The organism is Exiguobacterium sp. BMC-KP, assembly GCF_001275385.1.
In the GTDB taxonomy this organism is placed as follows: domain Bacteria; phylum Bacillota; class Bacilli; order Exiguobacteriales; family Exiguobacteriaceae; genus Exiguobacterium_A.
The window spans coordinates 47,064-70,118 of record NZ_LGIW01000012.1 but is presented as its reverse complement, the minus strand read 5'-3'; the positions used below and the strand labels follow the sequence as shown (position 1 = coordinate 70,118).

General features: G+C 47.6%; 20 protein-coding genes and 1 riboswitch. Of the genes, 12 read left to right on the top strand and 8 right to left on the bottom strand.

Annotation, left to right across the window (positions count from 1 at the left end):
- Positions 1–22 precede the first annotated feature (22 nt).
- From ADM98_RS01895 to ahpF, 6 genes are all read left to right on the top strand, one after another.
- Positions 23–739 (top strand): GntR family transcriptional regulator, encoded by a 717-nt coding sequence (locus ADM98_RS01895; RefSeq protein WP_053452005.1) that lies wholly within the window; start codon positions 23–25, stop codon positions 737–739.
- Positions 732–2,273, top strand: a complete 1,542-nt coding sequence (gene gntK, locus ADM98_RS01890) for a gluconokinase (RefSeq protein WP_053452004.1) — start codon at positions 732–734, stop codon at positions 2,271–2,273. The genes ADM98_RS01895 and gntK overlap by 8 nt, the downstream gene beginning before the upstream one ends.
- Positions 2,274–2,297: 24 nt before the next feature.
- A complete protein-coding gene (locus ADM98_RS01885) occupies positions 2,298–3,644 on the top strand; it encodes a GntP family permease (protein ID WP_053452003.1) in 1,347 nt (448 codons plus the stop codon).
- Between the two features lie 20 nt (positions 3,645–3,664).
- On the top strand, positions 3,665–5,065 hold the full coding sequence (gnd, locus tag ADM98_RS01880; protein ID WP_053452002.1) for a decarboxylating NADP(+)-dependent phosphogluconate dehydrogenase: 1,401 nt from the start codon (positions 3,665–3,667) through the stop codon (positions 5,063–5,065).
- 221 nt (positions 5,066–5,286) lie between these two features.
- Positions 5,287–5,850, top strand: a complete 564-nt coding sequence (gene ahpC / locus ADM98_RS01875) for an alkyl hydroperoxide reductase subunit C (protein ID WP_023469815.1) — start codon at positions 5,287–5,289, stop codon at positions 5,848–5,850.
- Positions 5,851–5,864: 14 nt separating this feature from the next.
- Entirely contained in the window at positions 5,865–7,394 is a 1,530-nt protein-coding gene (gene ahpF, locus ADM98_RS01870; protein WP_053452001.1) for an alkyl hydroperoxide reductase subunit F, read from the top strand.
- A 44-nt stretch (positions 7,395–7,438) separates the two neighbouring features.
- Here ahpF and ADM98_RS01865 read toward each other — a convergent pair whose 3' ends face one another.
- Positions 7,439–8,008, bottom strand: coding sequence for a hypothetical protein (locus ADM98_RS01865; protein WP_053452000.1), 570 nt, complete (start codon positions 8,006–8,008; stop codon positions 7,439–7,441).
- A gap of 250 nt (positions 8,009–8,258) precedes the next feature.
- Between ADM98_RS01865 and ADM98_RS01860 the strand changes: the two genes are divergently transcribed.
- Positions 8,259–8,801, top strand: a complete 543-nt coding sequence (locus ADM98_RS01860) for an ECF transporter S component (protein WP_053451999.1) — start codon at positions 8,259–8,261, stop codon at positions 8,799–8,801.
- A gap of 44 nt (positions 8,802–8,845) precedes the next feature.
- Here ADM98_RS01860 and ADM98_RS01855 read toward each other — a convergent pair whose 3' ends face one another.
- Both ADM98_RS01855 and ADM98_RS01850 read right to left on the bottom strand, forming a co-directional pair.
- The gene (locus ADM98_RS01855) at positions 8,846–10,339 is read right to left on the bottom strand and encodes a malate:quinone oxidoreductase (RefSeq protein WP_053451998.1); all 1,494 of its coding nucleotides are present in this window, start codon (positions 10,337–10,339) and stop codon (positions 8,846–8,848) included.
- A 193-nt stretch (positions 10,340–10,532) separates the two neighbouring features.
- A complete protein-coding gene (locus ADM98_RS01850) occupies positions 10,533–12,038 on the bottom strand; it encodes a glycosyltransferase family 2 protein (protein WP_053451997.1) in 1,506 nt (501 codons plus the stop codon).
- Between the two features lie 178 nt (positions 12,039–12,216).
- On the opposite strand from ADM98_RS01850, the gene ADM98_RS01845 reads away from it, so the two are divergent.
- Positions 12,217–13,746, top strand: a complete 1,530-nt coding sequence (locus tag ADM98_RS01845; protein WP_053451996.1) for a cryptochrome/photolyase family protein — start codon at positions 12,217–12,219, stop codon at positions 13,744–13,746.
- A 40-nt stretch (positions 13,747–13,786) separates the two neighbouring features.
- On the opposite strand, the gene ADM98_RS01840 is transcribed toward ADM98_RS01845, so the two are convergent.
- Positions 13,787–15,154 (bottom strand): amino acid permease, encoded by a 1,368-nt coding sequence (locus ADM98_RS01840; protein ID WP_053451995.1) that lies wholly within the window; start codon positions 15,152–15,154, stop codon positions 13,787–13,789.
- Between the two features lie 160 nt (positions 15,155–15,314).
- Positions 15,315–15,392: riboswitch (glycine riboswitch) on the bottom strand.
- A gap of 209 nt (positions 15,393–15,601) precedes the next feature.
- Between ADM98_RS01840 and ADM98_RS01835 the strand changes: the two genes are divergently transcribed.
- Positions 15,602–16,141, top strand: a complete 540-nt coding sequence (locus ADM98_RS01835) for a histidine phosphatase family protein (RefSeq protein ID WP_053451994.1) — start codon at positions 15,602–15,604, stop codon at positions 16,139–16,141.
- On the opposite strand, the gene ADM98_RS01830 is transcribed toward ADM98_RS01835, so the two are convergent.
- On the bottom strand, positions 16,133–17,104 hold the full coding sequence (locus ADM98_RS01830; RefSeq protein WP_053451993.1) for a PD-(D/E)XK nuclease family protein: 972 nt from the start codon (positions 17,102–17,104) through the stop codon (positions 16,133–16,135). The genes ADM98_RS01835 and ADM98_RS01830 overlap by 9 nt on opposite strands.
- A gap of 221 nt (positions 17,105–17,325) precedes the next feature.
- On the opposite strand from ADM98_RS01830, the gene ADM98_RS01825 reads away from it, so the two are divergent.
- On the top strand, positions 17,326–18,549 hold the full coding sequence (locus ADM98_RS01825; protein WP_053451992.1) for an MFS transporter: 1,224 nt from the start codon (positions 17,326–17,328) through the stop codon (positions 18,547–18,549).
- A gap of 42 nt (positions 18,550–18,591) precedes the next feature.
- Here the strand turns inward: ADM98_RS01825 and ADM98_RS01820 are convergent, their stop codons facing one another.
- Positions 18,592–19,113 carry an NUDIX hydrolase gene (locus ADM98_RS01820; RefSeq protein ID WP_053451991.1) on the bottom strand — a complete coding sequence of 174 codons (522 nt, stop codon included), beginning with the start codon at positions 19,111–19,113 and terminating at the stop codon, positions 18,592–18,594.
- An 18-nt stretch (positions 19,114–19,131) separates the two neighbouring features.
- Positions 19,132–19,626 carry an LURP-one-related/scramblase family protein gene (locus ADM98_RS01815; protein ID WP_053451990.1) on the bottom strand — a complete coding sequence of 165 codons (495 nt, stop codon included), beginning with the start codon at positions 19,624–19,626 and terminating at the stop codon, positions 19,132–19,134.
- Between the two features lie 142 nt (positions 19,627–19,768).
- On the opposite strand from ADM98_RS01815, the gene ADM98_RS01810 reads away from it, so the two are divergent.
- The gene (locus ADM98_RS01810) at positions 19,769–21,376 is read left to right on the top strand and encodes an FMN-binding glutamate synthase family protein (RefSeq protein WP_053451989.1); all 1,608 of its coding nucleotides are present in this window, start codon (positions 19,769–19,771) and stop codon (positions 21,374–21,376) included.
- Between the two features lie 107 nt (positions 21,377–21,483).
- Entirely contained in the window at positions 21,484–22,479 is a 996-nt protein-coding gene (locus ADM98_RS01805; protein ID WP_053451988.1) for a tRNA dihydrouridine synthase, read from the top strand.
- Positions 22,480–22,524: 45 nt separating this feature from the next.
- Here the strand turns inward: ADM98_RS01805 and ADM98_RS01800 are convergent, their stop codons facing one another.
- Positions 22,525–23,046, bottom strand: coding sequence for an SF0329 family protein (locus ADM98_RS01800; protein ID WP_053451987.1), 522 nt, complete (start codon positions 23,044–23,046; stop codon positions 22,525–22,527).
- Between the last annotated feature and the right edge of the window lie 9 nt (positions 23,047–23,055).

The following is a 23,055-nucleotide window of genomic DNA, read 5'->3' as shown; positions in this document are numbered from 1 at the left end:
ACTTTAGAAATCAGGTGATTCCATGTCAGAACTGTTATATCCCTTGAAATGGTTATCAAAAGCTTCCGCTGGCGATCGTGTTGCATACGAGCTACGGATGCGCATCATTTCAGGAAGTATTGAAAGCGGTACCATTTTATCTGAAAACAAGTTAGCCTCTGACTTTTCCGTTAGTCGCTCACCCATCCGTGATGCGTTAAAGATCCTTGCATCCGAACAGTTGATTCGATTGGAACGGATGGGGGCGGTCGTCGTCGGTTTATCCGAGCGCGATATCCAGGAAATCTATGATGTCCGGCTGCTCATCGAGACGTTCGTCTTTGAGCGACTCGTCAAGATCGAACGATCGGAGCTCGTTCGTGAACTCAGCAAAATTCTCGAAATGATGAAGGTCGCTATTAAATATAAGGATGCCGATGAATTTTCATTCCAAGATGTGCTGTTTCACGAAACAATCATTCGCTCGATTGACCACGGGTATGTCAGTATGATTTGGCAAAACCTTAAACCGGTCATGGAAAGTTTCATCCTCCTATCGATGCGGGTACGATTCGAGGAAGACATCGAAGACTTCGAACGCATCCTCGCGAACCACGCCCTGTACATCGAAGCGATCGAGACAGGAGATCGTGAACGGATGGTCGCTTCCTTGCATCAGAACTTTGATGATGTCCAGGAAGTCGAAGATCTCTGGAAAACGCAACAAATGATGTCGAAAGGAGTCGATTCACATGACTGAATACATGTTAGGCGTCGATATCGGAACGACGAGCACGAAGGCGGTCTTATTTACGACAAAAGGAGAGGTCATCGGACAAACGAATGTCGGTTATCCACTCCATACGCCGAATCGTTCGACGGCAGAACAAGATCCGGAAGAAATTTTTGATGCCGTACTCGAATCGATCCGCTTGATCACAAAACGTCATCCGAGCATGCCACCGAAGTTCGTCGCATTCAGCAGTGCCATGCACAGTTTGATTGCAATGGACGCACAACACCAACCATTGACTGCCTGTATCACGTGGGCGGACAGTCGGAGTGAAGCATGGTCGAACAAAATTAAGGAACAGTACGGTCTGTCGATTTATCATCGGACCGGTACACCGATTCATCCGATGTCACCGCTCAGTAAAATCAGTTGGCTCGTCGAAGATCGTCCGGAACTCCATGCTCAGACGAAAAAATATATCGGGATCAAGGAATTCGTTTTCCAACGACTATTCGGCAGATATGTCATCGATCATTCTCTCGCTTCAGCAACAGGTCTCTTCAATATTCATGAATTAGCCTGGGATACGGGCGCGTTACACGTCGCCGGAATCGATGCGAGCTATTTATCGGAACCTGTACCGACGACGACGTCATGCACCGGACTGAATGCCGATTATGCACGACAAATGGGACTGTCCGTTGATACACCATTTTTAGTCGGTGCCAGTGACGGTGTCCTTTCTAACTTAGGTGTCAACGCGATTCGCAAGGGGGAAATTGCGATCACAATCGGAACAAGCGGTGCTATCCGGACGATCATTGATCGACCGCAGACCGATGAAAAAGGACGGACGTTCTGTTACGCCCTGACCGAAGACCACTGGGTCATCGGCGGACCTGTCAATAACGGTGGAATGGTTTTACGGTGGATCCGAGATGAACTCGCTTCAGCAGAAGTCGAGACAGCGAAACGTCTCGGCATCGATCCGTACGCTGTCCTGACGAAGATTGCCGAGCGCGTCCGTCCGGGATCTGATGGACTGTTGTTCCACCCTTACTTGTCCGGTGAACGAGCACCGCTTTGGAATCCGGATGTCAGTGGTTCATTCTTCGGTTTGACGCTCTCGCACAAAAAAGAGCATATGATCCGGGCAGCACTTGAAGGTGTCATCTACAATCTGTATACCGTCTTCCTTGCTCTAATTGAGTGCATGGACGGTCCCGTGACACGGATTCAGGCGACGGGTGGCTTTGCTCGTTCTGAAGTCTGGCGCCAAATGATGGCGGACATCTTTGAATCGGAAGTCGTCATTCCGGAAAGTTTTGAAAGTTCATGTCTCGGTGCTTGTATTCTCGGACTGTACGCGACTGGGGAAGTCGATTCGTTCGAAGTCGTCTCCGAGATGATTGGGGAAACACATCGCCATGTACCAAATGAAGAAGCGATGCATGAATACCGTCAGTTATTACCGATCTTCATTAGCTTGGCGCGGACATTGTCCGCGGATCATAAACGGATTGCTGCGTATCAACGGAGCTTGATTCAAGAAGAAAACTAACTTAATCTTTTGGGGGAAGTCATCATGCCTTTAGTCATCGTAGGAATTGGGATCGTTGCGTTGCTCGTTCTCATCATGGGGTTGAAATTAAATACGTTCGTCTCACTCATCATCGTGTCCTTTGGCGTTGCACTGTTACTCGGCATGCCGCTCGATCAGATCGTCAAAACGATCGAAGCTGGTATCGGAGGAACGCTCGGTCACCTAGCACTGATCTTTGGTCTTGGTGCCATGCTTGGAAAGCTGATCGCTGACGCCGGGGGGGCGCAGCGAATCGCCATGACACTTGTTGCACGATTCGGGGAAAAGAACATCCAATGGGCAGTCGTCGTCGCTTCGTTCATCATCGGGATCGCACTCTTCTTCGAAGTCGGCCTCGTTCTGTTGATTCCAATCGTCTTTGCGATTTCACGTCAACTTCGTGTCTCGATCTTATATCTCGGGATTCCGATGGTCGCTGCCCTATCCGTCACGCACGGATTCTTACCACCTCACCCAGGTCCGACCGTCATTGCTGGGGAGTATAAAGCAAATATCGGGGAAGTCTTATTGTATGGTTTCATCGTTGCTGTTCCAACCGTCATCATCGCCGGTCCAGTCTTTACGAAAATCGCGAAACGACTCGTACCTGAATCGTTTACACGGACAGGAAACATCGCGTCACTCGGGGAACAAAAAGAATTTGATTTAGAAGAGACACCAGGCTTCGGCATCAGTGTCTTCACTGCGATGCTACCGGTCCTCTTAATGTCGATCGCAACAATCTTCACACTTTTACAAGAAACACTCGGTTGGGGTGAAAACAGTGTCATCTCAGCGATTGAATTCATCGGGAACGCTTCAACGGCGATGTTGATTTCACTACTCGTCGCGGTCTACACGATGGGAATCGCCCGCAAGATTCCGATGCAATCGGTCATGGAATCTTGTACGACGGCGATCGCCCAAATCGGGATGATGCTATTGATCATCGGTGGTGGCGGTGCATTCAAGCAAGTCTTGATTGATGGTGGTGTCGGGAAATACGTCGCCCAATTATTTGAAGGATCAGCGTTATCTCCGATTCTACTCGCTTGGTTGATCGCTGCGATTCTGCGGATCTCACTCGGTTCCGCGACAGTCGCTGCCCTATCAACGGCAGGTCTCGTCATTCCGCTACTTGAGCAATCCGACGTCAACTTAGCGCTCGTCGTTCTCGCGACTGGTGCAGGTAGTCTGATCGCTTCACACGTCAACGATGCTGGTTTCTGGATGTTTAAAGAGTATTTCGGATTATCATTAAAAGAAACGTTTGCGACATGGACTGTGCTTGAGACGATCATTTCCGTTTGTGGACTTGGTTTCGTTCTTCTCCTCAGCCTCGTCGTCTAAAAAAAGGAGTCGTTCTACTTATGCAACATTCTATTGGAGTCATCGGTCTTGGTGTCATGGGCCGCAACTTAGCATTGAACATGGCGAGTCATCAAGAAGAAGTCGCCATCTATAACTACACACGTGATTTAACGGATGATCTCGTCGCACATGATGAAGGATTACCACTCCATCCGTACTACGACATTGAAGCATTCGTTCAGTCACTCGCTCGCCCGCGTAAAATTTTCATGATGGTTACGGCTGGTAGCGCGATTGATTCGGTCATCGAATCATTACTTCCGCATCTCGAAACAGGTGATATCATCATGGATGGTGGGAACTCGCACTTCCTCGATACAGAGCGTCGTTTTGATGAACTACAACGCCACGGGATCGAATACATCGGCGTCGGCGTATCGGGTGGTGAAGTCGGTGCACGGACCGGTCCTGCGATCATGCCGGGTGGATCAAAAGAAGCGTACGACCATGTGGCACCGATCTTGACGAAAATCGCCGCTCACGTCGAAGGTGATCCATGTTGCGTCTATATCGGACCGAAAGGCGCTGGTCACTTCGTCAAGATGGTTCATAATGGCATTGAATACGCCGACATGCAACTGATTGCAGAAGCGTACAGTTTCCTTCGCTTCCGTCTCGGACTTGATGTCACGGAAGTCGCAGACATCTTCGCTGAGTGGAATGCAGGCGAACTGAAAAGTTACTTGATCGAGATCACGGCGGATATCCTCCGGAAAACGGATGACGAGACAGGACAACCGTTAATCGATGTCATTCTCGATCAAGCCGGTCAAAAAGGAACCGGAAAATGGACAAGCCTGCAAGCCATTGATAATGGGATCGCCTCTTCGATCATTACGGAAGCCTTATTCGCGCGTTACCTCTCGGCTGTTAAAGAAGAACGCGTCGCAGCGTCTGCTGTCTTGAAGGGACCAGAAGACTTGTCATCGCTTGAGCGAGACGCGTGGGTCGAACGGATTCGTCAAGCGCTTTATATGGGGAAAGTCGCAGCTTACGCGCAAGGCTTTACCCAGTACCGGACATCGTCTGAATTGTACGACTGGAATCTACGGCTTGAAGAGATTGCCTTGATCTTCCGTGGCGGCTGTATCATCCGAGCAGACTTCTTGAACGTCATCAGTGAAGCGTTCAAAAATGATGCGAATCTCTCAAACTTGATGCTTGCACCGTTCTTCGCTGAGAAAGTACAGGCGTATCAAGAATCGTTACGCCATGTTGTCGCTGAGGGTGCTCTGTCTGGTTTCGCCCTACCATGTCTATCAACGTCGTTGACGTATTATGATAGCTACCGGACAGCAAATTCAAATGCCAACATGTTGCAAGCGCAACGCGATTATTTCGGCGCTCACACGTATGCTCGAACAGACCGCGAAGGCATCTTCCATACAGACTGGCAATAAGGAATACAGATCTCGACTCCTGTTTCATTTAGGCGTCGGGATTTCTTTTTTTGTTCACACAATCTTTATTGAAATAAGAATTTACCGATTATACCTTGACAAAAGTGTTGGTCTATATGAAATTAGTATTAGATTAGAATTATTCTAGTGTGATAAATACAGATTAACTGTATGCACTAGGACAGATTCTAAATATAGAACCCTTGAGGAGGATTTTTATCATGTCTTTAATCGGAAGTGAAGTAAAACCATTTAGCGCATCAGCATTCCACAACGGAGAATTCGTTGACCTAACGGATGCCAACCTTCGCGGTAAATGGAGTGTCGTATGTTTCTACCCTGCAGACTTTACATTCGTTTGCCCGACAGAACTCGAAGATCTTCAAAACCAATACGAAACACTCAAAGCGCTTGACGTTGAAGTTTACTCTGTTTCAACAGATACGCATTTCACACATAAAGCATGGCACGAAACGTCAGAAACAATCGGTAAAATCGAGTACGTCATGATCGGTGATCCATCACACGTCATCTCACGTAACTTCGAAGTCTTGAACGAACAAGATGGTCTTGCTGACCGCGGTACGTTCATCATCGATCCAGATGGCGTCATCCAAACAGTTGAGATCAACGCAGGCGGTATCGGTCGTGATGCGAGCACGCTCGTCAACAAAATCAAAGCAGCACAATATGTACGTAACAATCCAGGCGAAGTTTGCCCAGCGAAATGGGAAGAAGGCTCTGCAACACTTACACCAAGCCTTGACCTCGTCGGAAAAATTTAAGGAGCGGATTCGCGATGGCTTTAGCCCCAGACATTAAAGCACAACTCGCGCAATACCTCGAGCTTCTCGAAGGCGATCTCGTCCTAGCTGTTAGTGCTGGGACAGACGCCGTCTCGCTTGAGATGAGCGCACTCGTCGAAGAGATCGCAAGCATGACACCACGCATCTCCGTCGAGCAGGCAAGTCTTCCCCGGACACCAAGTTTCACAGTCAACCGTGTCGGTGAAACAAGCGGCATCACGTTTGCGGGAATTCCACTCGGTCATGAGTTCACGTCCCTCGTTCTCGCACTTCTCCAAGTCAGCGGTCGAGCACCGAAGGTCGACGCGGACGTCATCAAGCAGATTCAAGGCATTCAAGAAACGTACCACTTCGAGTCGTACATCAGCTTGAGCTGCCACAACTGCCCAGATGTCGTACAAGCGTTGAACGTCATGAGCGTCCTCAATCCGAACATCAGTCACACGATGATTGATGGTGCGGCATTTAAAGCAGAAGTCGAACAAAAAGAGATCATGGCTGTTCCGACGGTCTTCGTCAACGGTGAAGCGTTCGGTAACGGACGGATGTCACTTGAAGAAATCTTGGCGAAGCTTGGCACAGGTGCCGATGCTGCTGATTTCGCCGACAAAGATCCGTACGACGTCCTCGTCGTCGGTGGTGGTCCTGCTGGATCGAGTGCTGCGATTTATGCAGCCCGTAAAGGGATCCGGACAGGAATCGTCGCAGAACGCTTCGGTGGACAAGTCATGGATACGATGAGCATCGAGAACTTCATCAGCATGAAGTACACAGAAGGACCAAAACTCGTCGCAAGTCTTGAGGAGCACGTTAAGGAATATGGCATCGACGTCATGAACCTGCAACGAGCAACTCGTCTTGAGAAGAAGGACCTCCTTGAGCTTGAGCTTGAGAACGGTGCCGTCTTGAAAACGAAGAGTTTGATCCTTTCAACAGGAGCACGCTGGCGTAACGTCGGTGTCCCAGGTGAACTCGAATTCAAGAACAAAGGCGTCGCGTACTGCCCACACTGTGACGGTCCATTGTTCGAAGGAAAACGTGTCGCAGTCATCGGTGGCGGAAACTCAGGGATCGAAGCAGCAATCGATCTTGCGGGAATCGTCAAGCATGTCACGGTCCTTGAATTCGCACCGGAACTAAAAGCCGATGCTGTTCTTCAAGAACGCCTCGCTTCGCTTCCGAACGTCACGGTCGTCGTCAACGCACAGACGAAGGAAATCACAGGAACGGATAAAGTGAACGGTATCACTTATATCGAGCGCGAAACGAACGTCGAACGTCATGTTGAGCTCGAAGGTGTCTTCGTCCAAATCGGTCTCGTACCAAACACGGACTGGCTCGGTGAAACGGTGAGCCGTAACAAGTTCGGTGAAGTCCAAGTTGATCGTCACGGCGCAACGAACGTACCAGGTGTTTTCGCTGCAGGCGACTGCACGGATAGCGCATATAAACAGATCATCATCTCGATGGGATCTGGTGCAACCGCTGCACTGGGTGCTTTCGATCACTTGATTCGGAATTAATACGAAAAGAGCGAAACTCGTCCGAGTTTCGCTCTTTTTCTATCTCAATAGTAGATTTCACCGTACCAGGTACAATGATATTCTTTCGTGATGTGGTGTTTTGTTAAGATGCCCTGCTTCGCGTATGTACCACTGACTGTTACGACCATTGTTTGCCAAGCATCGATTGGAGTACCAGAGAATCCGGTTTGCGTCCATTTTCCACCATCGATTGCAAGAGACGTCATCGAAAAGACATCGGATAATCGTTGTCGTTTACTCTGTTCCAAGAGTTCCGTCTCGAAATTTCCCATGATCCGGACATCGTTTCCACGTTCCATGTGTTCAAGCGTTCGTTCACTATCCCACTCTAAGCTCGTTTGGACATGTAATGGCTTTAACCGTTTGATTGCCCGTTCCTGAAAACGTTCCGGTGAAACCCAGTCCTCATCTGCGAACTGATCCGCTGCAAGCAACGTGACGTCCGCATTTTCATGTGTCCGATTCAGTTCTCGCACGATTTTCTCGTATGCCGCGTAATAACGTTGATGTTGTGTCGTCTGATCCTTTGCCTCCGAAGTGACTGGTGACAACGAAGCAAGTATGACAACGGCTGTCGCGATCTGGTATTTCATAGACTTCCCCTTCCTTTCGCTGTTCATTGTACGAAAAAAACGAGGAATAGATTCGAAAATGATAACCGTTTTAAAGATTTTTTCATTCAAGATTGTATGAATAGATTAAACTCTTCTGGAATTAAGAACGAATGACGATTGTTCAGTCAATCTGACCCCTATAAATAATTCAAAGTTGACACTTTTGACTAGTCCAGTCATCTGATAGATTGAAGATATCTTAAAATCTATCATAAAGAAGGTTAGCCACATGCAAAAAGCAGCACCGTACTCTAGCACTCGTACCCGCCAGCTTGTCATCACTGCGATGTCGATCGCACTTGTTCTTGTTGCAACAATGTTCATCAATATCAAATTACCCATCGCTCCAAACGGTGGTCTCATTCATATGGGAACAGCGATGCTCTTTCTTGTTGCCATTTTATTCGGTCCCCGGACAGCACTGCTTGCCGGTGCTGTTGGAATGGGCTTGTTTGATCTTCTATTGGGCTATACGATTTGGGCCCCTGGTACAATCATCGCACGCGGACTTCAAGGATTGATTGTTGGTTACATCGCGTGGTCAGGTGGTCGTAACGGAACGAATGTCACGTTCAACTTAATCGGGATGATCGCTTCCGTTCCTGTTATGCTACTCGTTTACTTCGTGCATGAAGGAATTGCATTCAGCAACTGGGTCGCACCATTCGGTTCAATTACAGGAAACATTATTCAAAACGTCCTCGGAATCCTTGTCGCGATTCCAGTCGGGATCGCACTGAAGAAAACGCGCTTCTTCCGTAACTTCCGCTAAATCAAAAAAACCGTCCGGCTCTTGTAGAGTCGGACGGTTTTCGTTTAGCGAATCGGTTGACCTTGTTCAAGCTCAAGCGTTTTTGCTGTTTCTGCATGGATCTGTTCGAACAACTCCGGATGTTCAACGAGTGAGATCCCGTAAGACGGAATCATCTCCTTGATTTTTGCTTCCCACGCCGGTAATTCGGACGGGAAACATTTGCCGAGTACTTCGAGCATGACTGGAACCGCTGTTGAAGCACCTGGAGAAGCTCCAAGTAAAGCAGCAACAGATCCGTCAGCTGCACTGACGACCTCTGTTCCGAACTGGAGTGTTCCTTTTCCTTGCGGTGTATCCTTGATAACTTGGACACGTTGACCAGCAACGACGACATCCCAGTCTTCCGTCTTCGCATTCGGAATGAACTCTCGTAATTCGTTCATTCGTTGTTCCGTCGACAAGAGAACTTGTTCGATCAGATACTTCGTCAATCCCATCTCTTTTGCTCCCGCAGCAAGCATCGTCAAGACGTTGTTTGGTTTGACGGACGCGATCAAATCAAGATTTGATCCTGTCTTGAGAAACTTCGGTGAGAAGCCAGCAAACGGTCCGAAGAGGAGCGATTTCTTTCCATCGATGTATCGTGTATCCAAGTGCGGTACTGACATCGGTGGTGCTCCGACTTTCGCTTTTCCGTAGACTTTCGCATGGTGCTGTTCAATGATCTCAGGATTTTTACAGACGAGGAACAAGCCGCTGACCGGGAAACCACCGATTTGCTTCGATTCCTCGATGCCTGTTTTTTGGAGCAATGGTAGACTACCACCGCCGCCCCCGATGAAGACGAACTGCGCCGTATGATGCTCGATCCGGTGATCGCGCTCATTCTTCACTTTGACTTCCCAACCACCGTCAACACGTTTCAAGTCCTCGACACCGTGCTGGTAGTTGATCTCTACATCGTGCTGTGCGAGATATTCAAACAGGATCCGTGTCAACGCACCGAAGTTGACGTCCGTTCCTGAATCGATTTTTGTCGCAGCGATCGGCTCTGGTGACGTCCGACCGTTCATGATGAGTGGAATCCACTCGGCTAATTTTACTGGATCTTCCGAATACTCCATCCCTGCAAACAACGGATTTGCTGAGAGCGCTTCCAATCGTTTTTTCAGGAATTCGACGTTTTCCGTCCCTTCGACCATGCTCATATGTGGAATCGGCATGATGAATTCTTTCGGATTCGGCAAGACCCCTTCCTTGACGAGATGCGACCAGAATTGACGCGACAGTTGGAACTGTTCGTTGACTTTGACCGCTTTACTAATATCGATCGAACCATCGGCGTTTTCCGTCGTATAGTTCAGTTCACACAGTGCGGCGTGACCTGTTCCTGCATTGTTCCACTCGTTCGAGCTCTCTTCCCCGGCACTCGCGAGTTTCTCGAATACCTTGATGTTCATCTCAGGCGCGAGTTCTTTTAATAAGACCCCTAACGTCGCGCTCATGACTCCGGCACCAATTAAAATAACGTCTGTTTTTTTAGGCATACTGCTCATGATATCCTTCCTATCCCCGTTGATATTATGGACTACCTGTCATGAAAAACTTCCCCCTCATGACGACAACTTACCTTTCCATTATAACCCTATCATAGCTTGCACAGAAAGGAACTTCTTTTACATTCAGAAATGTGCTGCAGTAGCCGATTTTACAAAATCGTCTGCCTCTTTTCGAAGCAGACGATTGCATTCATTTGATTCGTAATCCTAAGTTTCCTTTAACGGTTTCATACCAGCGAAATGTGTGGTGGCATTGTTGAATTACTGGCTCATCCATCGTAATAGCCATCACCTGCTGTCCATAGTCATCAAAGCGTAAATAAACAAGATAACTCCCCTTTTCGATTTGTTTGGGTAGTTCTATCCGTAAGTGATAATAATGATTTTCAAGATCTGTAACATGCGTCGTCAAAAGATGTGTTTCTTCCATCCATGTACGATGTTGTAACGTAATCCCTTCTACTCGAATTTGTCGATCTCCAAGTGTTTGAACCGTTAGATTTAGTCCATCTTCTGTCCGTTCTAATTTGTGTACCTTCACATATAGAGGGAGCGCTAGCATTTGTGTCTGACCATTGCCTAATGGAATATTCCAATAAGGTTGATCATTCACCCATTCGACTTTCTTTATTTCTTTCGATTTCGACCACTTAACAGCATCCAAAAGATCATCAAAACGTTCAGCTTTCCAATAGTGATACAACAGACGATTGAACGGCTTTTCAATCAATGAATCGATAGGATAGGAACGATATTGCGTAAACAAGGCGACGACACGCGCAAACATCTGATGATAGACTGATGGATCATTACTTTTGAGAAAGTGCTTACGATCATAAAAGCGTGTGATACAGTCAAACTCAATCAGTCGATTGAGGATAAGTCGTTCCTTTTCAGCAGATAAGTCATATTCCAACACACGACGTAAGACGATAAGATTCGTTTCCATCTTTTCCATAATGTCGGTCTGCTTCGTTAATGAGTCATTCTCGTCGAGACGATTCAAATAATAGATGGGGGCAGTAACTGTCGAGATCATATCTGTTCGTACTAAGACATCGATAAAAAATTGTTTATCTTCGGCGAATTTCATCGAAGGAAATTGAATAGCATGACGTAACAGGAAATCTCGACGCATCATGCGGGCACGTGGGCCGAGATGATAAAAAGCGTGCTTTAAAGTATACGGAGAGACGTGATCACGATCGCGATTAGATTCGTGAACACCAATGATTCGATTCGGTTGATTCGTCGATACTTGAATGGTACGCCCGACGGCATAGTCTACTCCGGTTCGATTCATCGTCTCACTTAGAATCCGTAATCCGTCATGTGCTAACCAATCGTCGGCATCCAAAAACGTGACATATTTCGATCGTGCCAGAGTCAAACCTAGATTACGTGGCATCGCAGGCGTACCTGTATTTTTTTTCAGCAGTACGCTGACAAGTTGAGGATATAAGGCGGATAAGCGTCGTAAAAGGCGACGTGAGCCATCTGTGGATTTATCATCTACCGCAATGATCGTCACGTTTCGAATACCGATTGTCTGTACTAAAACGGAGTTAATCGTTCGTTCAAGATAGATAATCGCGTCGTACACTGGAATGATGACTGTAATAGCGACATGACGTCTCAATCGTTTTTTATTGAGCACCTCATAGTCTTTCGGTAGTGATGAAATATTCGATCCCACGTGTCTCACTCCTCGTTCGCAAAGGTGATTCAATTTATAAACGATAATGGTTTTAAATGTAAAATATACATAGTATAAATAAAATTTTACGATTCTGCAAGCGTGGTTTGAACACATGCCAACGTATGAATTTATCCAAAAACGGTAATCATATAGCAAAGGTAAAGGAGGAACTCTAATGGCGACACGCTGGATATTTGGTAATCAATTGAATCACGATCTCCCCTTATTGCAGGAAGCAAACAAACAAGATGACGTCATCCTGATGGTCGAAGCGACCTCACGCTCCAAATGGAAGACGTATCATAAACAAAAGCTCATCCTCGTCTTCTCGGCGATGCGGCATTTCGCGGAAGAACTACGCGAGAAAGGCTTCACCGTTGATTACCGGGAAGCCGACTCGTTCGATCAGGCATTCAAGGCGCATCGTAAAGAGCATGATCCAAATCATGTACTCTATACGGCGATCACGGATGAACCGATGCGCAAGGCGATGCACAAGTGGCAAGACAGTTTACCGAAGAAAATCACGGTCGAGGTTTGTTCCGACGTGCCGTTGTTTTTACTGACGCAGGAAGAAGCGATTGAAGCAATCGGTGACAAGCCATACAAGATGGATCGTTTTTATCGCAAACTGCGCAAGGAACGAAACGTTCTCATGAACGGCTCCAAGCCGATCGGTGGAAAATGGTCGTTTGACGCCGATAATCGAAAACCAGCGAAGTCCGGTACGACGTTTAAGGATCCAATTCAGTTTCGTCCGGATCGCATCACAAAGGACGTCATTGAAAAGGTCGAACGGGATTTTTCTGATCACCCGGGAGCACTTGACGCGTTTCATTGGCCGGTCACGCGGAAGGAAGCGATGCGTGCCCTTCATCGCTTCATCGAAGAGCGGCTCGAGACGTTCGGGACGTATCAGGACGCCATGCTGACTGGTGAAGATACGCTATCGCACTCGCTTTTATCGGCAGCAATCAATCTCGGCTTACTGAGACCGGAAGAGGTCATTCGCCAAGTCGAGGCAGCACTCGAAGAACAAGATGCTCCGCTCAATGCGGTCGAGGGTTTCATTCGTCAAATCTTAGGGTGGCGCGAATACATGCGCGCTGTATACCTAGCCGAGATGCCGGACTATGCTTCCGTCAATGTGCTGCATCACGAAGCGGATCTACCGGACTTTTTCTGGACCGGAAAAACGAACATGCACTGTGTCGCTGAATCGTTACGTCCTGTCGTCGAGCATGCGCACAATCACCACATCCAGCGCTTGATGGTGCTCGGGAACTTCGCTAATTTGTTTGCGATCTCACCACAACAGACGGCAGATTGGTTCAATGAAATGTACATCGATGCCTACGACTGGGTCGTCTTACCGAACGTCCTTGGGATGGCGCTTCATGCCGATGGGGGAACGTTATCGACCAAACCGTACATTGCCTCGGCGAATTACATCAATAAGATGAGTGATTATTGCAAGGGATGTCCATTCCATCAGAAAGACATGCTTGGCGAAGACGCCTGTCCATTTAACGCCTTGTACTGGGATTTCATCGATCGGCACGAAAAGCGCTTCGCTGATAATCCACGGATGTCGATGATGTATCGACAATGGGAAAAACGGGATGCCGACAGCAAACGCGATATTCGCAAGAAAGCCAAAGCACTTCGGAAACAACTACAGGACGGAGCTTTCGATACACCATGAAAAATGCCGGACGGATTAGATCCGACCGGCTTGTTTTAGATTATGCACTTTTTTGATTAACTGCTTGTTGTTTCTTTTTTCGGAGATGATATAGTCCGAATAGTCCAAGGAACCAGACCGGTGTCAGCAACAAGGCAGGACGTGTATCTTCCGCAAATAGCATGACGACGAGAATGACTGCAAACAATCCTAGCACGAGATAGTTGACGAGTGGTGTCAATGGTGCTTTGAATGTCGACGACGCATGTAATTCCGGATTCTGCTTCTTATACCGGAGATGACAAACGAGGATGACACCCCAGACCCAGATGAAACAGATTGCACTAATTGTCGTGACGATACTGAACGCTTGACCTGGTAACAGTTTACTGAGTAAGGCACCGACTGAGACGACGATCGTCGAGACGAATAAGGCGTTTGCTGGGACATGGTTCTTGTTCAACTTCGAGAACTTTTTCGACGCTTGCTGTTGATTTCCCAGGTTATATAGAATCCGGCTCGTCGAGAACATCCCGCTGTTACACGCCGAAGCAGCGGACGTCAGTACGACGAAGTTGATGATTCCTGCTGCAAGCGGAATCCCGATCAAACTGAATGTCTTGACGAACGGGCTCTCTGTCGCATTTAATCCTGTCCATGGGTTGATCATCAAGAGAATGAGTAAGGCACCGACATAGAAGAATAAGATCCGAAGTGGAATCTTATTGATCGCGGATGGAATGTTCTTCTTCGGATCCGCTGTTTCTGCTGCGGATACCCCAACGAGCTCAACACCGACATAGGCGAAGACGACCATTTGGAACGATAGCAAGAATCCTGTAATTCCGTTTGGCATCCAGCCACCATGTGACCAGAGATTCGAGACGGTCACGGGACCCGCGTCTGTTTTAAACCCGATCGCGAGCAAGACGATTCCGACACCAATCAAAGCAAGGATTGTCACGACCTTAATCAACGCGAACCAAAATTCGAGTTCACCGAACAATTTAACGGTCAACAAGTTAAAGCCCAGTAAAATCAAGAGCGCAAGAACGGCTGGAATCCATTGCGGGATATCAAACCAATACTTAACGTAGACACCGACGGCGATGATGTCTGCCATCGCGGTCATGATCCAACAGAACCAATACGTCCAACCCGTCACGAACGCGGCACGTGGTCCGAGATAATCTTCTGCGATATCCGTAAGTGACTGATAACCTGCTTTTGACAATAACAATTCTCCAAGTGCCCGCATGACGAAGAAGATCGCGATCCCGACGAGTAAATAGGCAAAAACAATCGATGGTCCGGCGAGTTGAATCGCTTTTCCTGATCCTAAAAATAAACCTGTTCCGATCGTTCCACCAATGGCAATCAACTGTACATGACGATTCGATAAATCCCGCTTTAATCCTTGCTGTTCCAAACCTGAACTCCTCCTTGTGATGATTTCTCTACACTTCAGACCGTTCTGTCGGTCCTGAAAAAGAAAAAAAGAGACTGGACGAATGTCCAATCTCAACAAAATCAAAGGAATAACCCATACACGCCACTACGACATTCTATGAATGCCCGTCGCTGCATGTGATTACTCTTCTGTCCGTTTGCCTGAGATTGTGAACCCTTCGGCGCCGTTTCAACACGGTCTCTCCAGAAGCTGCTCCTGCCATAGTGTGACCCATGACAATCATAGCTTTCTCTTTATTTGATTATCCGATGCGTCGCTGCATCGATGAATTGTTTCTAATTCTAGTAATCTCGACAGCTTTTGTCAACGCCTTTTTCAAAATGATTTTTCAATTCATGAAAAGGACTTTACCATCTTTTCCAGAAATCATACAGCACTACTTGATCACGAAAGGAAAGATGATATATGTCGACGATTTATTTGATTCGCCACTGCGAAACGACCGGTCAAGCACCTGATGCCCCATTAACACCTCGCGGAGAAGAACAGGCGCAACGACTGTGTACAAAGCTACTCGAGCTTCCGATCACGCATATCGTATCGAGTCCGTATCGTCGTGCCCTTGACTCGATTCATCCACTTGCGACTGCTCTGAAATTTCCTATCACACGAGAAAATGATCTGAAGGAACGACGATTAAGTGCCGTCCCACTTGAGAATTGGCAGGATCATCTTCGTCAAACATTCAATAATCCGGACTATACGTGTCCCGGTGGCGAATCCAGTCGGGTAGCGACGGGGCGTATCACACGCGTCGTTGAAGAAGCGTTGCAACAACAGGATGGATCCATTCTCATAACACATGGGAACTTGCTATCTTTATATCTACATTCGATCGATCCAACGTTCGGATTCGAAGAAAGTTTACAGCTGAAGAATCCGGATGTTTTTAAGGTGACACAAATCGATGGTGTCATATCCTTTCAACAAATCGATCTATACTAACGGAGTCTGACTTAAATGTGCATAACGCTTCAATTCGAATACGGTTTGGTCAAAATCAATTTTTTGATCATCAAAGACTTGTATGTAATCGGAGCGTTGTGCAATCGTCATCGTTTTTCCGCTACGAACACTTTTCGGTCGACTTAAATTCAACTCATTCGTTTGAGAATACTCTAATAACGCCTGCATGCACTGATCTCGGTACGCTCTCATATTTTGACTATCAGTAGCCTCTACCTTTGCTTTTAACGTTGATTCTTCTAACTGCCAATAGTGCTGACTGCATTTCCCTTTCCACCAAAATGCCCAAAATCCACCGCGGGCATTTTCCACGCGCCCCCAGTTTCCGTTCTGCAATTCTTTTTGCAGATCTCTAAAGAATCCTTGCCAAGAGAAATTGCTCCATTCCGTGAGAGGTAGTGATTTATAGGATTCGATTGAGGTGTCGATCTGCTTGAGATACTGAAGATAATCATTCAAAATCTCATTGGTCGTCGAAGGATGAAAGCCGCTCAGTACTTCGATCATCTTCGTTCGTGTGAATACTTGATATCCTGCTCCTGTCACACCGGAGTAATCGCCTTGTTCTACGATTTTGTAATAAATCGGTATCGGCTTCAAATGCCATGTCTCGGGATGCGTTTTGACCATGTCAAGATATCGCTTTAATTGGTTCGAATGATGTTTCGTAAAGACTTTATCCTCGATCAGAATGGCATATGTCTCATTGATGACCGCTAATATATCTAGACTATTGAACTGTCTTCTAATACGGACACTGTGAATGGGTTCCCGCAATGGGCAATCATGAAGGTGGAACATTTCACGTACAAACTCATTCGCCATCGCATGGAGTTGTGGATCGTGACTTCGTACTCCTTCTTCCGCCCACTTCAATAACCAACATAGAAAGGCATCTTGCGATAACTCACTGGTGGCATAATCAAAAATATTAGGTTTCAAGCGAATACCTCCTTTTATTACAATTATAACCATTTAACTTTCTATTATTATTCCTTTGAAGAATAATAACGAACTCCACTCATTCAATTTGCTTATAGATTTCATAAGAACTATCTATTTTACTTCCCTTCAAAACGGCTTTATATTAAACGAATTGATAACAAAGTTAAGTAGTTTTCGATTCATGTATGAAGCGGAACTTCAGAAAAGAAGGGATTTTTATGTCTACCACAAAAAAAGGCTATTTCATGATGATCGTCCTCTGGTTCGCCTATGCGACCTTCGCCATGAACTGGGTCGCCGGTTCGTCGTTGACGCCACAAATCACGGCGCATTTCTTCGGTAATCAGACCGTTGACCCTCTCATCTCACAACTCGTCAACTATTCGATCACGACGGCACGTGTCTTCGCCAACATTCTTGCTGCGCTTATCTTGATGAAGCTCGGTCCGAAAAAAGCACCGCTACTCGCACTGTTGTTCCTGATGATGTCGATTGTCGCCATCTATCTGCCGAACTACTGGGCGTATACGGTCGCTCGCATGGTCATGGGACTCGGTGGTTCAATGGTCATCGTTTACATGAACCCAGTCGTGACACGTTACGTCCAGGATCCAGCTGAAAAATTACGGATCAATGCCTTCAACACCGTCTCCTATAACGTCGGTGCATTCGTCGTTTCGCTCTTGTTCACGTTGTTCGCCGATCAATTCGTCAGTGACTGGAAACTGACGTTGACGATCTTCGCGAGTCTGACAGCGATTCTCTTCTTCGCGTGGTGGATCGGTAGTGAGTCGTTCGAGTTGAACGATGCTTCGGACGCGGACGAAACGCCTTACGGTTATGGAGACGCTGTCCGCGATTCGTTCCTCTGGAAATATGCAATCGCCTTCGGTGGTTTCTTGACGCTCTATATCTTATCGCTCGTCGGCTTGAAACCCGTTTTCGATACGTATACGCAGTTGAACGGTTCGCTCGTTAACCTGTTGGTTTCAGGTGCTGGAATCATCGGTACGTTCGTCGGTCTACGGATTGGTAACAAGGGCACACCTCGTAAACCGATTCTATTAATCAGCGGGACGGTCATGATTGCGAGCTTCCTTGTCACTGTCTTGTTCGGAAACATCTCGCCACTCGTTTCGTATGTCTTTGCGTTCATTTCCGGATTTGCGATGTACATCCAGTATCCGATTTTCATGAACTTGGCACACGAACGAAAAGGCATGACGCCGCAAAAAATCACTGTCTTGTTCGGTCTCTTCTGGGCGATCGCCTATGCGACGCAGACGATCTTTACGATCATTTGGAGTTACGCACTCGGACATGCTGGATATACGGTCTCGATGATCGTCTTCTTCCTCTGCTGTTCCGTTTACCTGTTCTTCACGTTCTTCTTACCAGAAACGAAACCAAAACGGACGAATGCAGTTCGAAAATCCGCTTAATCAAGCAACAAGCCCTTCCGGAATCACAGGAAGGGCTTATTTTTATGCTTCGTTATGCGCGCCGTAGCTATGACGAAGAGCAAATAACAGTCGAATCAATGATTCATGATAACCGATGAACCAGCCTTCTTCGATTCCATTAACGATCGCTTCTTCTGTCATCCAGGCGACGCGCTGGACTTCTTCTTCCTGTAACGTTAGCGTCGTCAAATCCACTTCCTGCTCGACGAGATAATAATCGTCAAAACCGATTTCAAAAGGAATCGTCAGATGGGGACGGACACCCGTGAAATCGATATCGAGTCCTAGTTCTTCCGACAGTTCACGTTGCGCTGCCATCTGACTCGTATCCCCGCTGATCGCACTACCCCCGACCGTCAAATCCCACATGTTCGGCCAGCCGGATTTAAACGGTTGCCGTTGCTGGACGAGCATCTCTCCCTTGGCGTTAAAGACACAGACGTGAATCGTCATGTGATAATCGCCCGCTGTATGCGGTGTTCCCCGTGTCCAGAGCCGTCCTGTTTTCTTGCGGTCCGCTGTGTATACATCCCATTGCTCCATCTTGCATCGTTCCCCTTTTTAATTGATGAAAGACGAGTTGTTTGAACTTTCCTCCGCCTTGACGCAATCAATCGCGACGACGAGGGCAATCAACAACTCTTCCATCGCTTCATCTTCAACTTCAATCATGTACTGATCGGTCCAAGAAATCCATTTCTTCTGAACGCGACCAATCCGTTGTCCTTGTTGTAGGACTTCAAAATCAACATCCCACCAGTCGCCCGTCACTTCGAACTGATCCGAGTTGATCGTATAACGGTCCTTGAAGAAGGTAAGTTCTTTAATGATTTCAAATGATTGTCCTGCTGCTTCGACATAAAAGACAGGGCGGAAACTAAACGTTTTCTTCTCGATTTCGGCGACGACTTCTCCGTTTCGGTTCGTTACGGAAAAAGTCTTCGGTAATTTCATAAAACTCCCCTCGATGTGATACGCATCGTGTCCCGCTTCGTCCTGAATCGCAAATCGTCCGCGTAAACTGAAGGCTTTTTGTTTCATATAGAGTGTATGCATATCGGTCTCCTCCTTTAATGTATAGTCTCATTTACGCTACCAGCGCTCGAAAAGATTCAATATCTGGAAATTATCGTTTGTGTCCGGACTTTCAGTGGTATCAACTTACATACCACGAATCTACGGGAAAGAAGGAATTCTGATGTCCATCGATACGATTGTTCTCTTCATTCTGCTCGCCATCGCCCTGTTGATCATCCTTGTCCCGTCCCTTCTCTTTTGGCACGTCTGGCGCGCCGATCGTCGCCAGCAAGAACACGCGGTCCTGCGCAATTTTCCCGTTCTCGGAAAGATGCGCTACATCCTCGAGAACATGGGACCGGAACTCCGCCAATACTTATTTCTCAACAATAACGAAGGCAAACCCTTCTCCCGCAATGAATACAAGACAGCCGTCCTTTCCGGCAAATACCAAAGTCGGATTCTCGGTTTTGGATCGGAACGTGACTTTGAAGAAGCCGGTTTTTATGTACAAAATGCCCTCTTTCCAACGAATCGTCAGGAATTACGCATCGATCAGACGAAACGTGTCGATACACACATCTATCAGATCGATCGCGATGAACTATTTACGCGTAAGGAACATCTCGTTGCCAAGCAAATCTCACCCTATCTCTTGAAAGTGGAGGATGCACCAGTCATTGGTGCGACAACATGTCGGCACCCTTATCAAATCCAAGGGCTGATCGGTCAATCGGCGATGAGCTTCGGAGCACTCGGTGACCGGGCCATCACTGCGCTCTCGATCGGACTCGGTCGCGCTAAGGGCAGCTGGATGAATACTGGTGAAGGTGGTTTGTCCGATTTTCATCTCAAAGGTGACGTCGACATCATCTGTCAGATCGGTCCCGGTCTGTTCGGTGTCCGGACGGAGGACGGTGATTTTTCATTTGACGAATTCCAGAAAAAAAGTGAGTTACCGCAAGTCAAAGCCTTCGAACTCAAGCTCGCCCAAGGCGCTAAAACGCGCGGCGGACATTTAGAAGGTGCAAAGGTCACAGAAGAGATTGCTGCTGTCCGGAAGGTCAAAGTTGGTGTTGGCATCGATAGTCCGAACCGGTTCAATGAGTTCACGACACCAGAGACGATGCTCGACTGGGTCGAACATCTACGTGAGATCGGCGGGAAACCGGTTGGGATTAAAGTTGTCGTCGGTAATCTCGAAGACATGCGGCAGTTGATTGCTTATATGAAAGAATCTGGACGTCATCCGGACTTCATGACGATCGACGGGGGCGAAGGCGGTACCGGTGCGACGTTCCAGGAACTCGCCGATGCGGCCGGTTTACCACTCTTTTCCGCCTTACCGTTCGTCCATCAACTCCTGACGGAAGCTGGTTTACGCGATCAGGTCAAAGTGTTCGCGTCCGGTAAGCTGATCAGTGCTGATAAGATTGCGATCGCTCTCGCCCTCGGCGCCGATTTCGTCAACATCGCGCGTGGTTTGATGTTTAATGTCGGTTGTATCCAAGCCCAAGTCTGTCATACGAATCATTGTCCGGTCGGTGTCGCGACGACCGATCCAAAACTACAAAAGGCGCTGATTGTCGACGAAAAGAGTTTCCGCGTGACGAACTACATCATTTCGTTACGAGAAGGTCTCTATAACTTGACGGCGGCAGCAGGACTCGTCTCACCGACGGAACTTCGCCCGGAGCACGTCATCTACAAGGATGAAGCCGGACACCTGATTCCGGGACCAGACTGGATGGCACGGCATATGATGGATCGCTCTCTTTCCTCACGGTAACGAATAGCACTCACTTGCACTTTTTAGCGAGAGCGCTTAAAGTGTATAGTTGATGAAATTCTTTAACCACACATGTGCATTACCTTAAGGAAAGGGTTTAATATACTATGAAAAAGAACTTTTGGCAGGACCTACCACGACCATTTTTCGTCTTAGCACCGATGGAAGACGTCACCGATGTCGTCTTCCGTCACGTCGTCGCAAAAGCGGCGCGTCCGGACGTGTTCTTCACGGAATTTACGAATACAGAAAGCTATTGTCATCCGAAAGGCAAACAGAGCGTCCGCGGACGTCTCGAGTTCACGGAGGATGAACAACCAATGGTTGCTCACATTTGGGGCGACAGACCAGAATATTTCCGCGAAATGAGTATCGGTATGGCAGAGATGGGCTTTAGCGGAATCGACATCAACATGGGCTGTCCCGTTCATAACGTTGCTGTTAACGGAAAAGGCTCTGGCTTGATCAATCGTCCGGAAGTGGCGGCTGAATTAATCCAAGCTGCAAAAGCAGGCGGCCTCCCAGTCAGCGTCAAAACGCGTCTCGGGTACACGAAGGTCGAAGAGTGGCACGACTGGTTGCGCCACATCCTCGAGCAGGATATCGCGAACCTCTCGATTCACCTCCGGACACGTAAAGAGATGAGTGCCGTTCCAGCGCACTTCGAATTGATTCCGGAAATCAAGAAGTTACGTGATGAAATCGCACCACAAACGTTATTGACGATCAATGGTGATATCAACGATCGCCAACACGGTCTTGAACTCGTCGAGAAGTATGGTGTCGACGGCGTCATGATCGGTCGTGGGATCTTCCACAACCCGTTCGCGTTCGAAGTCGAGAAAAAAGAACATTCGAGCCAAGAACTCCTCGATTTGTTACGTCTACAACTTGATCTACACGATCACTATTCGGCTCAATTCGAGCCACGTCTTTTCAAACCATTACGCCGGTTCTTCAAGATTTACGTCCGCGGATTCCGCGGTGCGAGTGAACTACGTGTCAAATTGATGGAGACGAACTCAACGGACGAAGTGCGTGCTTTACTCGACGCTTTCGTTGAAGAAGAAGGTATTCACGAGGTCAACTCGTTTTCGATTTAATAACGAAGCACGCCTCCTCTTTTTGAGGAAGCGTGCTTTTTGGTGTTACCACTGTTCGACGGTTTGACGTGTGCGCGCACACCACTGTTCAAAGTCTGAAGCATGTGTCAGTAACAAGAAACGTCGTTTCCCGAGTCGTCGATCGAGCCGCGCGATGCCACGGATGAAAGGATGCGGATGAACGAGCGCTTGTTCAAACGCGAGATTCGGGTACTGTAACAAATCTTGCTGCATCTCATAGTTCGCTAGATACCCGTCTTGTTTGACCTGTCGTTCGATCTCATCTGATAACGCATGTGACTGCTTCAACCAGTCGGATTGCCATAGTTCTGGAAACGATTCATTTGGTCTTTCCGGTAACTGTGCAGCCCGTAACGCGTAGCGTCGATCGACTTCTCGTTCGAAGCGAAAATCGTCTGCTCCGAGAATCTCTTCCCCGTCAAACGTCACCCAGACGCGACTAGGACTGTCTTGAATCCGGTAGACGGCGGCGTGAAAAGCGATTCGTCCTTGTAACGACGGGGCGAGCAGTTGCTCGACCCGTTTTTTGATGATGGAAAACTGCAAGCGATCCGT

Coding starts and splice junctions, on each gene's coding strand:
- ADM98_RS01855 (WP_053451998.1), bottom strand. CDS start 10,339: ATGAGCAGTATGCCTAAAAAAACAGACGTTATTTTAATTGGTGCCGGA.
- ADM98_RS01845 (WP_053451996.1), top strand. CDS start 12,217: ATGGCGACACGCTGGATATTTGGTAATCAATTGAATCACGATCTCCCC.
- ADM98_RS01860 (WP_053451999.1), top strand. CDS start 8,259: ATGCAAAAAGCAGCACCGTACTCTAGCACTCGTACCCGCCAGCTTGTC.
- ahpC (WP_023469815.1), top strand. CDS start 5,287: ATGTCTTTAATCGGAAGTGAAGTAAAACCATTTAGCGCATCAGCATTC.
- ADM98_RS01805 (WP_053451988.1), top strand. CDS start 21,484: ATGAAAAAGAACTTTTGGCAGGACCTACCACGACCATTTTTCGTCTTA.
- ADM98_RS01895 (WP_053452005.1), top strand. CDS start 23: ATGTCAGAACTGTTATATCCCTTGAAATGGTTATCAAAAGCTTCCGCT.
- ADM98_RS01865 (WP_053452000.1), bottom strand. CDS start 8,008: ATGAAATACCAGATCGCGACAGCCGTTGTCATACTTGCTTCGTTGTCA.
- ADM98_RS01810 (WP_053451989.1), top strand. CDS start 19,769: ATGTCCATCGATACGATTGTTCTCTTCATTCTGCTCGCCATCGCCCTG.
- ADM98_RS01835 (WP_053451994.1), top strand. CDS start 15,602: ATGTCGACGATTTATTTGATTCGCCACTGCGAAACGACCGGTCAAGCA.
- ADM98_RS01820 (WP_053451991.1), bottom strand. CDS start 19,113: ATGGAGCAATGGGATGTATACACAGCGGACCGCAAGAAAACAGGACGG.
- gntK (WP_053452004.1), top strand. CDS start 732: ATGACTGAATACATGTTAGGCGTCGATATCGGAACGACGAGCACGAAG.
- ADM98_RS01815 (WP_053451990.1), bottom strand. CDS start 19,626: ATGCATACACTCTATATGAAACAAAAAGCCTTCAGTTTACGCGGACGA.
- gnd (WP_053452002.1), top strand. CDS start 3,665: ATGCAACATTCTATTGGAGTCATCGGTCTTGGTGTCATGGGCCGCAAC.
- ADM98_RS01885 (WP_053452003.1), top strand. CDS start 2,298: ATGCCTTTAGTCATCGTAGGAATTGGGATCGTTGCGTTGCTCGTTCTC.
- ahpF (WP_053452001.1), top strand. CDS start 5,865: ATGGCTTTAGCCCCAGACATTAAAGCACAACTCGCGCAATACCTCGAG.
- ADM98_RS01825 (WP_053451992.1), top strand. CDS start 17,326: ATGTCTACCACAAAAAAAGGCTATTTCATGATGATCGTCCTCTGGTTC.